This window comes from Agarivorans albus (genome assembly GCF_019670105.1).
Lineage (GTDB): Bacteria > Pseudomonadota > Gammaproteobacteria > Enterobacterales > Celerinatantimonadaceae > Agarivorans > Agarivorans albus.
Map to the genome: position 1 here is coordinate 3,198,314 of NZ_AP023032.1, position 13,547 is coordinate 3,211,860.

11 protein-coding genes are annotated in these 13,547 nt (G+C 44.3%); 5 read left to right on the top strand and 6 right to left on the bottom strand.

From position 1 onward, the window contains the following. Window positions 1-222: 222 nt before the first annotated feature. Window positions 223-1,683 carry an aminoacyl-histidine dipeptidase gene (locus K5620_RS14455; protein ID WP_016402232.1) on the top strand — a complete coding sequence of 487 codons (1,461 nt, stop codon included), beginning with the start codon at window positions 223-225 and terminating at the stop codon, window positions 1,681-1,683. A 192-nt stretch (window positions 1,684-1,875) separates the two neighbouring features. Then, on the top strand, window positions 1,876-3,270 hold the full coding sequence (locus K5620_RS14460; RefSeq protein WP_016402233.1) for an SPFH domain-containing protein: 1,395 nt from the start codon (window positions 1,876-1,878) through the stop codon (window positions 3,268-3,270). A 192-nt stretch (window positions 3,271-3,462) separates the two neighbouring features. On the opposite strand, the gene dinB is transcribed toward K5620_RS14460, so the two are convergent. The 3 genes from dinB to K5620_RS14475 all read right to left on the bottom strand — a co-directional run bounded on the left by dinB (window position 3,463) and on the right by K5620_RS14475 (window position 6,643). Next, window positions 3,463-4,557, bottom strand: coding sequence for a DNA polymerase IV (gene dinB, locus K5620_RS14465; RefSeq protein ID WP_016402234.1), 1,095 nt, complete (start codon window positions 4,555-4,557; stop codon window positions 3,463-3,465). Window positions 4,558-4,675: 118 nt separating this feature from the next. Next, on the bottom strand, window positions 4,676-5,275 hold the full coding sequence (locus tag K5620_RS14470) for a peptidoglycan-binding domain-containing protein (protein WP_016402235.1): 600 nt from the start codon (window positions 5,273-5,275) through the stop codon (window positions 4,676-4,678). 54 nt (window positions 5,276-5,329) lie between these two features. Further along, window positions 5,330-6,643, bottom strand: coding sequence for a choice-of-anchor L domain-containing protein (locus K5620_RS14475; protein ID WP_016402236.1), 1,314 nt, complete (start codon window positions 6,641-6,643; stop codon window positions 5,330-5,332). Window positions 6,644-6,952: 309 nt separating this feature from the next. On the opposite strand from K5620_RS14475, the gene K5620_RS14480 reads away from it, so the two are divergent. From K5620_RS14480 to K5620_RS14490, 3 genes are all read left to right on the top strand, one after another. Beyond that, window positions 6,953-8,827, top strand: a complete 1,875-nt coding sequence (locus tag K5620_RS14480) for a hybrid-cluster NAD(P)-dependent oxidoreductase (protein ID WP_016402237.1) — start codon at window positions 6,953-6,955, stop codon at window positions 8,825-8,827. A gap of 37 nt (window positions 8,828-8,864) precedes the next feature. Then, on the top strand, window positions 8,865-9,320 hold the full coding sequence (gene gloA, locus K5620_RS14485; RefSeq protein WP_016402238.1) for a lactoylglutathione lyase: 456 nt from the start codon (window positions 8,865-8,867) through the stop codon (window positions 9,318-9,320). A 158-nt stretch (window positions 9,321-9,478) separates the two neighbouring features. Beyond that, on the top strand, window positions 9,479-10,444 hold the full coding sequence (locus tag K5620_RS14490) for a GGDEF domain-containing protein (RefSeq protein ID WP_016402239.1): 966 nt from the start codon (window positions 9,479-9,481) through the stop codon (window positions 10,442-10,444). Between the two features lie 78 nt (window positions 10,445-10,522). Here the strand turns inward: K5620_RS14490 and K5620_RS14495 are convergent, their stop codons facing one another. The 3 genes from K5620_RS14495 to K5620_RS14505 form a co-directional block, all read right to left on the bottom strand. Then, window positions 10,523-11,161: a protein-methionine-sulfoxide reductase heme-binding subunit MsrQ gene (locus K5620_RS14495; RefSeq protein ID WP_016402240.1), complete on the bottom strand. Its 639-nt coding sequence runs from the start codon at window positions 11,159-11,161 to the stop codon at window positions 10,523-10,525. A 10-nt stretch (window positions 11,162-11,171) separates the two neighbouring features. Then, window positions 11,172-12,179 (bottom strand): protein-methionine-sulfoxide reductase catalytic subunit MsrP, encoded by a 1,008-nt coding sequence (msrP, locus tag K5620_RS14500; RefSeq protein ID WP_016402241.1) that lies wholly within the window; start codon window positions 12,177-12,179, stop codon window positions 11,172-11,174. 76 nt (window positions 12,180-12,255) lie between these two features. Continuing rightward, window positions 12,256-13,536, bottom strand: coding sequence for a CinA family nicotinamide mononucleotide deamidase-related protein (locus tag K5620_RS14505; RefSeq protein ID WP_016402242.1), 1,281 nt, complete (start codon window positions 13,534-13,536; stop codon window positions 12,256-12,258). Window positions 13,537-13,547 lie beyond the last annotated feature (11 nt).

Here is a 13,547-nt window from a genome sequence, read left to right on the forward strand (position 1 = left end):
ATGCTTTGAAATGCGGTAATTATTTAGTTTATATGGGAATTTTGATGCTTTCTTGATAGTGATTATCATGCTAGCCACTAGTAACAACACTATTAGTTAAAGAGATGATTTATTGCGCCCAAACAATTATTCCACCAAAAAGCACATTAACAGACTTATATTCACAGTTTTGAGCTGCTAGAGTTCTATTAATTCTAGTAATACAGTTTAAAAGGTGGCTTTGTGTCTACACTATCTTCACTACATCCCCAGGGTTTATGGCAACACTTCGAAACAATGTGTTCTATCCCTCACCCCTCTAAGCACGAACAAGCAATGATTGACTGGGTAATGGGTTTAGCTGCCGAACACCAACTTGAACATTTTCAAGATGAAGTGGGCAACGTAATTATTAAAAAACCTGCCACCGCAGGCATGGAAGATCGCCAAGGCGTAATACTGCAAGCTCACCTAGACATGGTGCCACAAGCCAATAATGATACCCAACACGACTTTACCAAAGATCCTATTCGCCCTTATATCGATGGCGAATGGGTTACCGCTGAAGGCACAACGCTGGGCGCAGATAACGGCATAGGTGGCTCATCTATATTGGCCATTTTAACCAGTAACGACATCCCTCACGGCCCTATTGAAGCCTTATTTACCATTGATGAAGAAGCAGGCATGACAGGTGCCTTTGGTCTGCAAGCCGGTGTGCTTGAAGGTAAACTGCTAATCAACACCGACTCCGAGCAAGAAGGTGAAGTTTACATGGGCTGCGCCGGTGGCGGCGATACCAACGTGAGCTTTCCTCTTGAGTACCAAGCAACCCAAAGTAATCAATTAGCCATTGAATTAAGCGTTAAAGGCCTAAAAGGCGGTCACTCGGGTTGCGACATTGATACTGGCCGCTCCAATGCCAACAAATTATTAGTGCGTTTACTGGCAGCCATGCAACAGCAAGGCATTGAGCCAATCATTTGCGAGATACAAGGTGGAAGCCTACGCAATGCAATTCCTCGCGAAGCCAGCTGTAAACTGGTGTTTAACGCAGCAAAACACGCTGAGCTTGAGCAAGTTATCGAAGCACAAACCCTTGAGATAGTTGACGAGTTTGGCCTAGTTGAAACGGCTTTAAGCATTACTAGCCAGCAGGTTGCTACTCCGGAGACAAGCTTGAACACTAGCTTATCTCAACAAATTGTCGCCAGCTTAAATGCCTGCACCAACGGCGTGGTAAGCATGAGCCAAACGGTTACCGGTGTAGTAGAAACCTCACTTAACCTTGGCGTAATTAGCCAAACAGAATCAACCATTGATGCAAAAATATTAGTGCGTTCGCTCATCGATTCAAGCCGTTTACAAGTTGAAGCGAGCTTGGCGTCATTGTTCAGCTTAACCAACGCTGAGATTAGCCACACTGGCGCCTACCCAGGCTGGAAACCAGAAGCTAACTCGGTAATGAAAAACGTCGTTCAGCAAAGTTACCAAGAGCTATTTGGCAAGCGCCCAAATGTGATGGTGATTCATGCGGGCTTAGAATGTGGCTTATTTAAAAGTGCTTACCCAGAATGGGACATGGCTTCTTTTGGCCCTACCATTAAGTTCCCACATAGCCCTGATGAGAAAGTAGAAATTGCCGCTGTGGAAAAATACTGGCAATTATTGCTCAGTGTGCTGAAAAACATCCCAACTAAATAGTAAATTCTATTTAAGAAGGCAAACTGGTTTCTCTGCCAGTTTGCCTTATATATCAAAGCTCTCCGCCAGCTAGTTATAGTTCCAAAACTCTGTTTATTAAATTATTAATATTGCCCTCAACAAGACGGCAAGCTGTGCTAATATCGCAGCCTTTAATTTTTAGTGTAAACATTGATTTAGAAGGAACTAACAATGGCTGAAACCAATGCCAGTGCAGAAAAAGCCCTAGATAGCCTAAACAAGCTTAAAAAAGGTGGATTTCAATTTAACTTTAAGTTTGTTTTCATTTTGCTAGCCCTCGCGGGATTAGGCTACACCTTAAGTAACTCATTTTTCTATGCAGAACCGGGTTACATTTACCACGTTAGAACTGTTACCGGTAATGAAGCGGTAGTCACTGAAGTTGGTTATAAGTTTTATCCTTTTGGCCGTTACAACTCATGGAAGAGAGCAATGACCGTGCAGTCTTTATCGGGTGCTGCTACCAACTCTATCCGCGCAGAAAAAGACTCTGACAACTCCTCAGCTAGCCTACCGCCAATGAGCATTATGTTCTTAGACCAAGTAGACGCTCATGCCGAAGCCACCGTGCGTTTTTCGATTCCTGCCGACCATGAATCTTTCTTAAAACTAGCCCATGAATTTAGATCGCCGGAAAACTTATTACGTACCGCACTGATACCAGCCTTTAAAGAAACCTTGCAAGCAAATGCTTCATTAATGGCAGCCGAAGAATACTATGCAGGCGGAAGAACCGAATTCAACTCAGAGTTTGAAAACCAAATGAGTAGCGGTATTTTCTTAGTTAAACGTGAAGAAATCACCATACACTCAAAACAGTCTACAGGCACTGCCAACGCTGCTCTGGGCACCGACCAAGAAGAATATGGTGACGATAGCAAAACAGTATTTGTGGTGAACAAAGTACTAGATACAAACGGCTTACCGATGCGTAAGTCGCAGCGCTTCACCGATTTTGGCGTAACGGTAGTATCAGCATTAGTGACCGATATGCGCCCGAATGCTAAGTTTATTGAGCGTATGCAGCTCAAACAAAAAGCCTCAGCTGACCGAGCCATTGCTCGCGAGCAGCGAGTTCAAGAGGAAGAGCAACGACTACTCGCCATTGCTCGTGGTGAACGTGAAGTCGCAGAGCGTCAAGCTCAAGCAAAGGTTGAGCAGATTCAAAAAACCACCGAAGCACAAACCGACAAACAGCTTGCTATCACCAATGCAGAGAAACTAAAGGCTCAGGCAGAGATATCTAAAGAAACGGCTGAAATCGACCTAGAAAAAGCCCGCATTGAAGCTGAAACCAAACGAACCTTGGCAGAAGCAGAAGCCTATCAAAAACGGGTAATTCTTGAAGCGGATAACGCCTTGGCTCAGAAACTAGAAGCGGAAGTAAAGATTCAAGCGCTTTGGGCAGAAGCCTTTGCTAAACGTAACGTACCCTCAAACGTTTTTGGTGCAGGTAGTCAATCAGGAACGCCCTCAGGCAGCGACGCTGAAACGCGAGCGTTTATGCAAATGCTAACTTTAGATGCAGCTAAACGACTTAGTTATGACCGAGACCTTACTAAATAACCTAAGTTCGGGATAATAAACTGGTTTCTAGCGGCTATTTTTACTTATTTCGGTGTTGAAGCTGCATGCAATAGGCTAGCTATTGACGCGCAGCTTCGCCTTGAACTAAGCAATACTATCTAGTCAGAAACATGACACTAGATTAAGTACTTGGTTGCAAAGCTATCGTCACTTCCTTATCCCGAGTTCAGGTTAAGTAGTTAACGAATCAAACGGCAAAACCAGTTGTGGTGACTGGTTTTGCTGCTCATAAGCCAAACCAATATGCAAACCAATTAGCCGCACCGCCTTTCCCTTCCCTCTAGCAAGCGCCTCTTCAAACAGCTCCAATAATGCCGACTCATCAATATGCTGACACTGTTGCTCTTTAGTAGTTTGTTGAAAATCTGCAAATTTTACCTTCACCCCTAGCTTATTCATCTTGGCTTGCTTTAAGTGCTTTTCACTGCGCCGCTTAAGCTCAGGCAGCAAGGCTAACAAACGCTCTACCAAAATAGCTTGGTTACCTTCATCTTTAGCAAAGGTGCGCTCTACTGCCACCGATTTTCGCTTACGGTCGTTGCTTACAGCGCGCTCGTCTACCCCCTGACAACGCAGCCACAACATCTCGCCAAACTTACCAAATAGCTGCTTTAACTTGTCTTTATCTGCACGGCGTACATCACCGCCGGTATACAAACCTTGATGATGCAGTTTCTCAATGCTCACCTTGCCAACACCTGAGATTTTTTCGAGCGCTAGGGTCTCGATAAACTCACTGACTTGCTGCGGTTTAATAACATATACACCATTGGGTTTATTTAAATCCGAGGCGATTTTGGCTAAAAACTTCACAGGCGCCACACCAGCAGAAGCTGTTAGACCTGTTTTAGCAAAGATATCTTGGCGGATTTGTTCAGCGATGAGTGTGGCCGAGCCTTTGCAGGCCTCACTATTACTTACATCTAGGTAGGCTTCATCCAAAGACAGCGGCTCTATAGCATCGGCGTATTCATGAAAAATGCCTTGTACTTGTTTACTCACTTCTTGGTAAACCTGCATGCGTGGAGGCACCAATACTAAATGCGGACAAAGCTGCAAGGCTTTATGGGTTGGCATAGCTGAGCGAACACCATATTCACGCGCAAGGTAGTTACAAGTAGTCAACACCCCGCGACCGCTGCGCATGCCGCCTACAGCCAAGGGAACGTTGGCTAACTCTGGCTGGTCTCGCATTTCAACAGCTGCGTAAAAACAGTCCATATCTACATGGATTATTTTACGTTGTATTGGCTGTAAATCTGCCACAGCTATCGCCTCAAAACTGTATATAAACACAGTATGCGATATTTTACTAAAAATTCAAAGTAACAGAGCCACTTTCCTTAAAGCAAAGTGGCTCTGTTTGGTAAACAATTGAGTTGTGTTATTGAGTCTTTTTAAGGAATAAATTAGACAAGGTAAACTGATCGGGAATACCCGTTTGCGGAATGCCGATGTCTTTTTGATACTTAACAAATACTTCCACATCCAATGGGGTAAATACTGAGCCATCAACCGCGGTATTGTAATACCCTAAAAACTTTAAACGCTGCTTTGCACGCTGCAAAATCTCTACATAATAATAAGAGTTTGCATCGGCCACAGAGACCTGCACTAACGGGCTCTCTTTTTCTAAGCGAATTGGAAACACCGTTTTAATTAAGCTATTTACTGCATCTAAATACTTAATATCGGGGTTAGCTTTACAATGACGCTGCAGTAATGCCAACAACAACTCGGTAGTTTGCCAAGGCACAACATCATAGTTTGAGGGCTGAAATTGATTGTAAGAAGTCACGTAACCTTCTAACCAACCACCATAAAGTAAGTAATCAGAATTTTTCTGTTGAGCGCTTTGAGTAAAGTCACTACAGCTTTTTCTTGCGGCGCCTTTTGCAGCAAATTTACCAGAATCGTCAGCAGCCAATGCACTGCTGCTAAAAAACACCGCAATCGACCAAACAACTATCAGTATATGTTTCATGACACCCCAAAAAGATTAAAGCCTAAGTTTTCACTTAGGCTTTTAAAAACAATACTATTTATAATAAGCACTGAGTTTTTTTCGTCCAGCCCAAAATGCCATAACTAGACCAAACATAAATAAAGTTGGCGACTCTGGCACGCTGTTGTTATCTGGCACAAATACCGTAACGGGTAACTGCGACACTTGGAAGCTGCCCGTTTCGACAAAAGACAAACCGGTAACAAATGCCAGCGGACTGGTAGGGTCCAAGCCAAGATCTAAGTTTATGCCGCTTAAGGTGAAGGTACTTACAGGGTCAAAGTTGATACCAAACTCAAACGTTTCTCCTGCTGCTAATGCAATTTGCTGCAATACTCCTTCAAACAAAAACTCAATCACGTAACCGTCCGGGTCATTCACCGAAGCTAATGAAGGCGCGGTAACTGAAGCAAACATACCATCAGTAGAGTAGACATAACCGGCCGCTACATCAGGGTCGATCCAAATCGTTTCACCACTTTGTACCTCGGGTAGGTCAAATACAAAGGCACCATTTTCATCAGTAGGGTTACTCGGATCCGGCAAAATCGGCACAAATTCAGATTCGCCTAATTCACCAAAGCTACTTAAGAAGATAGTCGTGTCTAACACGCTATCGCCGGCATCAGCCAAAATGAAAGTAAAGGTGTTTACCCCTGGCTGAACTGGCGCATCAAAACGCAACTGCGGATTGCCGTTTGGTGCTAGTACGCCATCAAGTTCAGTACCTCGAATGTCACTCATATCTGGATGGTCAATATTGATAGGTAACAAAGGGTCACCTGCGCTAGAACCGGTAGGTAAGGCTCCTGCGATATTTTCACCATTTAAAAATAAGCCAAAGCCATCGGTGACAGTACCACCAACAAACTCCGGCCACTCTTCAGAGCCAAATACTCCGAAAAAAGTCAATGTGGTAGGGTCGACGGAATTTACCGTGAAGCTAATGTCTAACTGCACCGGATCAAAATGGCCTTGAATACCCGTTAAAGGGGTTAACATTGCGTTTTGCTCAGCAGTTGCTGCAGTGTCAAAACTTCCGGTAAACCCACTGTCAGTATTTGGCCCATCCTCATACGATTTAACTAAACCAGAGCTAAGAACCACTCCGCCTTCCGAGGGAATACCATATACGCCAGACTCATTGGTGAAAGTACCAGCTTGCCCAAGACCAGATTGAGACAAAGTCGCCGAATTGATAACAATACTTGAATCAGGAACTAACAAAGATTCGGCTAGCTCCATTGCATCAAAACTTTCGGTAATAACGATAGCAGAGGCCATAGGCGCATAGAGCGTTCCAATCGCTAACGAAACCAGCGAGGCCTGCAAAACTTTTTTGTTCATGACAGCTTCCCTTCCTTAAATAACGAGTGAACTTAAAAGTCTATTTAGTGAGCAAAAAGCACGCCAGCTGAAAACATAAAGATAAGGCAATGATAAATATATAAATAGTTTTTTATAGCAGCTAAGTTTTTGGGTTGATTGTAAATAAAACTGACAGATTCATTTATAATATAATTACACCTTAACTCGTGACCCGGTGGTTAAGGTCAGGTAGCGAAAACGTAGCCCGTTTTTTGCTGAACACCCTAGCTACCAAGCCTTTGCTTGAGTACTATTGCTAGATTAAATAGGCAAAAGGAAGCTCAAGCAGTGAATGATGCTCGTGTTAGTCAATTAAGTGTTTATCCGATTAAATCAACCGCAGGTATTCATCTAAATCATGCCTTTGTTGAAGAGCATGGTTTAGCCTTTGACCGGCGCTTTGTGGTTTGCCAACCGGATGGCAAACAAATTACCGCACGTACTCACCCAAAGCTGGCTCAAGTTCATGCTGCGCTTACCCAAACCGGTTTGCAGCTAAGAGCCGAGAACATGCCAAACTTAGCGATACAATATGCCGAGTTCTATAGTCACTACAAAGAGATAATGATTTGGAAAGATACAGTGCAAGCCCAGCATTGCAGTGAATCTTACGACCAATGGTTTAGTCGCTATTTGGGGGAAAAATGCCATTTAGTATTTTTTGGTGAACATTCATCTCGTTTGGTAAAACAGCGTGAAAGCCAAGTTGCATTTGCCGATGGTTACCCACTGTTACTGCTCTCAGAAGCATCACTCGAAGACTTGAACCTACGCTCTACCACCAAGCACAGCATGGAACAATTTCGCCCTAACTTAGTGGTTAAAAATACTGAAGCCTTTGCCGAAGACGGCTGGAAGCGCTTTAAGATTGGTGAAGTAGAATTTGAAGTGCAAAACCCTTGCTCACGTTGTGTATTTACCACTCTTGACCAGCGCACAGGTGAGTTTGATGCCAACAAAGAACCACTAAGTACTCTAGCTAAGTATCGCCAAGGTGAAGACGGCAATCTTTACTTTGGGCAGAATGTCGTGGCGCTTAACAGCGGCAATATTAGCTTATACGACCCAGTAGAAGTGCTTGAAACTCGCACACCAGAGCGTTACCCAGAAAACGTAAATAAACGAAGCCAAACTTCCCCAGACAAACAGCAGTGGCAACAAGGTGAGGCACTTGAATTACGTTGTTTAGCAGTAAAACAAGAAACTCACGATGTAAAAACCTTTATCTTTGAGGCCCCCGAGCAAACCTTGAGTGAATATTTGCCTGGCCAATATATAGGCTTCGAGTTTGAAGTTGACGGAAAGCCACTGCGCCGCAACTACACGCTTTCTAGCTCCCCTACTCGCCCACAACGCTTAGCCATTACCGTTAAACGGGTGCTTAATGGCCAAGTATCTAACTGGCTTCATGATACCCTCAAGCCAGGCATGAGCTTAAAAGCCCATGCCCCTGATGGCGATTTTCATGTTAAGCAAAGCAGTAACGCCAAATTACTTTTACTCTCCGCCGGTAGCGGCATTACCCCTATGTTGTCGATGATGCGCTATTTAAGTGATTTGAATATCGACCGCGACATCGTGTTTTTGCATAGTGCTCATAGTGAAAATGACCTCATTGCTGAGCAAGAACTAGCGCTACTTAGCCAAAGCTTTAGTCACTGCAGTATCCGCTATACACTCACCCAACAAGCCCCTGAAAACTGGCAAGGCTATCAAGGTCGTCTAAACCGAGGCATGTTGATGGATGTAACTGATTTAGAACAACGCGCTGTGTATGTATGTGGCCCTCAAACCTTTATGCAAAGCGCTAAAGAACAACTGTTAGCCTTAGGTTTACATGAAGACGATTATTACGAAGAGAGCTTTGGTCATCACCCTACCACGAGTTCAGAGACTAAAGCGCTGAATATTTTATTCGACAGTTGGGATACCTACCTTCAAGGCAACAATCAGCAAAACTTATTAGAGCAAGCGGAACAAGCAGGCCTAAACTTACCTTACTCTTGTCGCGGCGGCTTTTGTGGCAGCTGCAAGGTTAAGCTGCAAAGTGGTGAAGTTGAAGTATTAGAAGATAGCGGATTAACCGACGATGAAAAACAACAAGGCTATATTTTGAGTTGTAGCTGCATTCCCAAAGAAGATGTCTGCATTACTCAGGATTAGCAAAAACTAATCATTATTAAACTAACAGGAAGACAATATGAAGTTTCTTCACACCATGGTTCGAGTTAAAGATCTCGACGAGTCCATGCGTTTCTACTGCGATTTACTTGGCATGAGCGAAGTGCGTCGTTACGAAAGCGAACAAGGGCGTTTCTCTCTCATCTATTTGGCTGCCGATGAAGACATTGAGCGAGTAAAAGCCGAAAACGCGCCTTGCTTAGAATTAACTTACAACTGGCCAGATGAAAATGGCCAGCAGGAGAGCTACACCGGAGGTCGTAACTTTGGTCACATTGCGGTGTCGGTAGAAGACATTTACGGCTTGTGCCAAAAACTGCAAGATGCCGGTGTAACCATTAACCGCCCACCAAGAGACGGCCATATGGCATTTATCGTTTCTCCAGATGGGATCTCTGTAGAACTCTTACAACAAGGTGAATCTCTACCTCCACAAGAGCCTTGGGCATCTATGCCAAGCACAGGTTCTTGGTAAGAATTAAGGCCTTAAATAACAGCCTGTAAACTTGGCGATACGGAATAAAAAACTGTATCGCCCTTTAGATTTGACCAAGGAGTCAAATAATTATAGGAAAGCGAGAGTAAAATTTGATAAACTGCTTACAATTGTAAACACATTGTGAAGCCGCATTAATGGATGAAAGCGACAAGATAATCGCCGAACTGCGCGAGCAAAATCGGCATCTACAATCCCAACTCAATGACACTAAAAACCTTCTTAATATTGCCCTAAACGACAGCGGACTTGTGCTTTGGGAGCAGGATATTCCTAGTGGTAGGCTTAGTCTTTACAATTGTGAATACGGAAAAATTTGTGGCATTTCAGCTTCTGAGCAAGAAGCACTCTACGAAAATTGGAAATCTAACCTTCACCCCGAAGATAAAGAACTAGCTATTGATGCTTTTGAATCGATGATTCGTGGGCATAGCAATGAATACAATATTGAATATCGCATGGTGCATCAAGATGGCAGTACTCGCTGGATTAAAGACCGCGGCACCATTCAAGAGTATGATCGCGATAATAACCCCCTTCGAGTGATTGGCACGCATATCGATGTCACGCAACTACGCGTAGATCAACACCGCTTATCTAAGTTGGCTCACCATGACACCTTAACGGGTTTACTAAACCGCCATGCATTTGAAACGGAGTTCAACCGATTTTGCCAAACCATAGATGCCAACGGCGGCACCTTAATGTTTGTCGATCTAGATCAATTCAAGCCAATTAACGACCAGTATGGCCATACTGCGGGCGATCACATACTAAAAGCTTGTGCTAAACGTATCCAAGATAGCTGTCCTGAAAAAGCAAAGGCGGGGCGCATTGGCGGTGATGAGTTTGCCATACTGCTGCCCTTTAGTGATACCGAACAGCTAGAGCAACAGGCTAAAACATTGCTCGATAGTTTCAACCAAACTCATAGTTTTAATCATATTGAAGTTTCGGTGAGCCTAAGCATTGGTATGTGCAGTTTTCACCGTCACAACGAAGAATTTAACCAAATTCTCCATCGCGCAGACCAAGCCATGTACCAAGTTAAACATAATGGCAAAAACAACTACGCACTGTGGAAGGCCCCTACTCCGAAGTAGCTATTTATACCAATCGTACTAAGTAACTGTTCATTCTATCTGGTCAAAATACTCGATAACTGCGTTATTTCTGATCACTTACTTAGAGTGACTGGTATTATTAAAACTACTCAACCAACGCTGAATTTGCAGCTTTCGCAGTGAAAACAAGCCAGCAACCACTACGAAGTAAAGCACCGGTTCTAACCACCCCGACTTTAATGACCACCAAAAGTGAACCAGAACAAGCAAGGTTATAGGATAAACTAAGCCATGTAATTGCAACCAACGACGCCCTAGTTTTTGTTGTAAGGCTTTAAGCGAAGTAATGCTCATTGCTAGCAATACCACAAAGGCAACCATGCCCAACCAAATGTAAGGTCGTTGGATATTCTCCTGCCAAAATAGCTGCCAATCTAAACCTAAATCAATCACCAAGTAAGCCGCTAAATGCAACAGTGCATAAACGAACACATAAAGGCCAATTAAGCGCCGATAAGCTAATAAGCTAGGTAACTTAAACCTACGTGACACAGGCGCTAAACAAAGCGTAATAACTAAAATGTTTAATGCACTGTTCGCTAGGTAATGAATAATAGCCTGAACGGGGTCTCCTCCCCACCAGCCATTAACGACCGCTAAAACACAATAAAACAACGGGCATAATAACAGCAGGTGCAATAGGCCTTTTAGTTGCCAACGATAGCTGGCAAGCGTTTTGTTTATAGCTTTACTCACCTAAGCACCATTAAAAGTAGCGGGTTAAATCCATGTTTTTGTATAAGTGGGCAACCTGCTCACCATAACCATTGAACATTTCGGTATCGATACGCTTGCGTCCCAATAAACCCGCGTCATCAATTCTACGTTCAGACGCTTGGCTCCATCGAGGGTGGTCGACCTTGGGATTTACATTGGCATAAAAGCCATACTCATGGGGTGAAAGGATATTCCAAGTGGTGGGCGGCTCTACATCGGTAAAGCGAATTCGTACTATCGACTTAATGCTCTTAAACCCATACTTCCAAGGCAGAACTAAGCGCAATGGCGCACCGTTTTGCGCAGGTAAGGTTTTGCCATACATGCCCACTGCCATAAAGCTTAAAGGGTTCATCGCTTCATCTAAACGCAAGCCTTCTACATAGGGATAATTGATGCCGCCACCTACAAAACGGCTTTTCTGCCCTGGCATTTGTTCTGGATCGTACAGCGTTTCAAAAGCAACATAACGCGCTGATGACAAAGGTTTAACCTGTTTGAGCAAATCACTCAAAGAAAAGCCAACCCAAGGAATAACCATCGACCAAGCTTCTACACAACGTAACCGGTAAATACGTTGCTCTAGAGCCATTTTAGCCATTACGTCATCTAAATCTAAGGTCAGTGGTTTTTCCACCAAACCATCGATGGTGAAAGACCAAGGGTTAGGATTAAACTGGCGGCTGTTCTTAACGGGGTCATCTTTAGCGGTGCCAAACTCATAAAAATTATTATGACTAATGGCTTTTGCCTCTGGCGTTAAAGCATCGTTATGCAAAGGGGGAATATCGGTTTTATTGAGAGCGCGTCGCACTATTGCTGCAGGCTCTTCGTCGTCACCACCAAACCAAGACGCAGCCTGCCCCGTAGCTGGAAGCAAACTGGCAGCTCCTGCAACGCCAAAGCCTTTGATAATATTGCGGCGCTGCTTAAACAGCGCTTCTGGGGTAACAGCCGACTCGGGCTCTTCCCAATCACGTTTAAATTTCAACCACATAGCATCTCCTTTTTATAACAGACCACACTAGTGCCAAATAAATTTCGTGAAACTCGCCGCTGTTAAACTAATTCAGCTACAGGATTCTATCGGCGCTATCAATGCGTTTTAAGTGCTGGTAATCACCTAATACCGGCGAGCCGGTTAAGTACCGACGCAACATATCCATAGCAACGGCGGTAGACATAATACGTACTACCGAGCGACTTCGATTACTGAGTAATAGCTGCTGACTAATACATTTATCGCCTTCTGCTAAGGTAAAACAAACGGTACCTACCGGTTTTTCCTCACTACCGCCACTTGGACCTGCGATGCCAGTGACCGACAAAGCAATATCTGCCTCGCTATGTTTAAGCGCGCCTAGAGCCATTGCTTGACTGGTTTCAATTGATACTGCGCCGTATTGCTCAATAGTTGCTGTTGGCACCCCAATGCTTTGCTGCTTTGCCTGATTACTGTAAGTAACAAAGCCGCGATCCAAGTAGGCAGAGCTGCCCGCAACCGCAACCAGCTCTGCAGCTAACATCCCGCCAGTGCAAGATTCAGCTAAGGCCAGCTTTTTGCCCTGCGCTATCATCAACTGTTGCAGGTGCAAGGCCCAATTGCCTTGGTCTTCGGTAAATACATGGTCGGCTAACTCGTTGCGAACAACTTGGCTTAATTGCTCATATTCAGGAGCTTCTCGCGGATAAAACAGCTTAACTTCAATACTAGGACGCGCCGAGCGATACCCTAGATGAACACCTTCTGGTAGCGCTAAATCGTTAAAGCGATCACTAAGTGATGACTCAGACAAACCAAAGGTATAAAAGCGCTTAACCTTGGCTTGCGCATTGGGTGCAGCGGCGATTAGCTGCGGAAACCACTGCTCTTTGAGCATTCGCTTAAACTCGCTAGGCACGCCCGGGGTAAAGATAAGTTTTGCCCCAGCATGTTCCACTATAAAGCCACATGCAGTGCCTATAGGGTTATCTACCATTACTGCGCCCTTGGGTAACATGGCTTGCTTGATATTACTCTCAGGCATTTTCGTGTTTTGTGCCACATACCAAGCTTCAAGCTGCTTTAGCCAATCTTGGTTAAGCTCTAGCTCACAAGCGGTTAATCGCGCTGCGGCTTCAGCACTCAAGTCATCGCTGGTTGGGCCCAAGCCACCATTAACTAACACCCAATCACTACGCTCAGCCGCTTGCTGCAGCGCATCAACAATATCATTCATATTATCTGCCACCGTTTGGCGACGACTAAAGCTTAAACCCAGCTCATTTAACTCTTGGCCACACCAAGCAGCATTGGTATCGGCGATATCACCTTGTAACACTTCATCACCGGTACTCAGCATTTCAATTTTCATAGCATTGGGGC

Bases quoted from the DNA above. Each gene is read 5' to 3' on its own strand.
- K5620_RS14460 (WP_016402233.1), top strand. From the start codon at position 1,876: ATGGCTGAAACCAATGCCAGTGCAGAAAAAGCCCTAGATAGCCTAAAC.
- K5620_RS14470 (WP_016402235.1), bottom strand. From the start codon at position 5,275: ATGAAACATATACTGATAGTTGTTTGGTCGATTGCGGTGTTTTTTAGC.
- K5620_RS14475 (WP_016402236.1), bottom strand. From the start codon at position 6,643: ATGAACAAAAAAGTTTTGCAGGCCTCGCTGGTTTCGTTAGCGATTGGA.
- gloA (WP_016402238.1), top strand. From the start codon at position 8,865: ATGAAGTTTCTTCACACCATGGTTCGAGTTAAAGATCTCGACGAGTCC.
- K5620_RS14490 (WP_016402239.1), top strand. From the start codon at position 9,479: ATGGATGAAAGCGACAAGATAATCGCCGAACTGCGCGAGCAAAATCGG.
- msrP (WP_016402241.1), bottom strand. From the start codon at position 12,179: ATGTGGTTGAAATTTAAACGTGATTGGGAAGAGCCCGAGTCGGCTGTT.
- K5620_RS14505 (WP_016402242.1), bottom strand. From the start codon at position 13,536: ATGAAAATTGAAATGCTGAGTACCGGTGATGAAGTGTTACAAGGTGAT.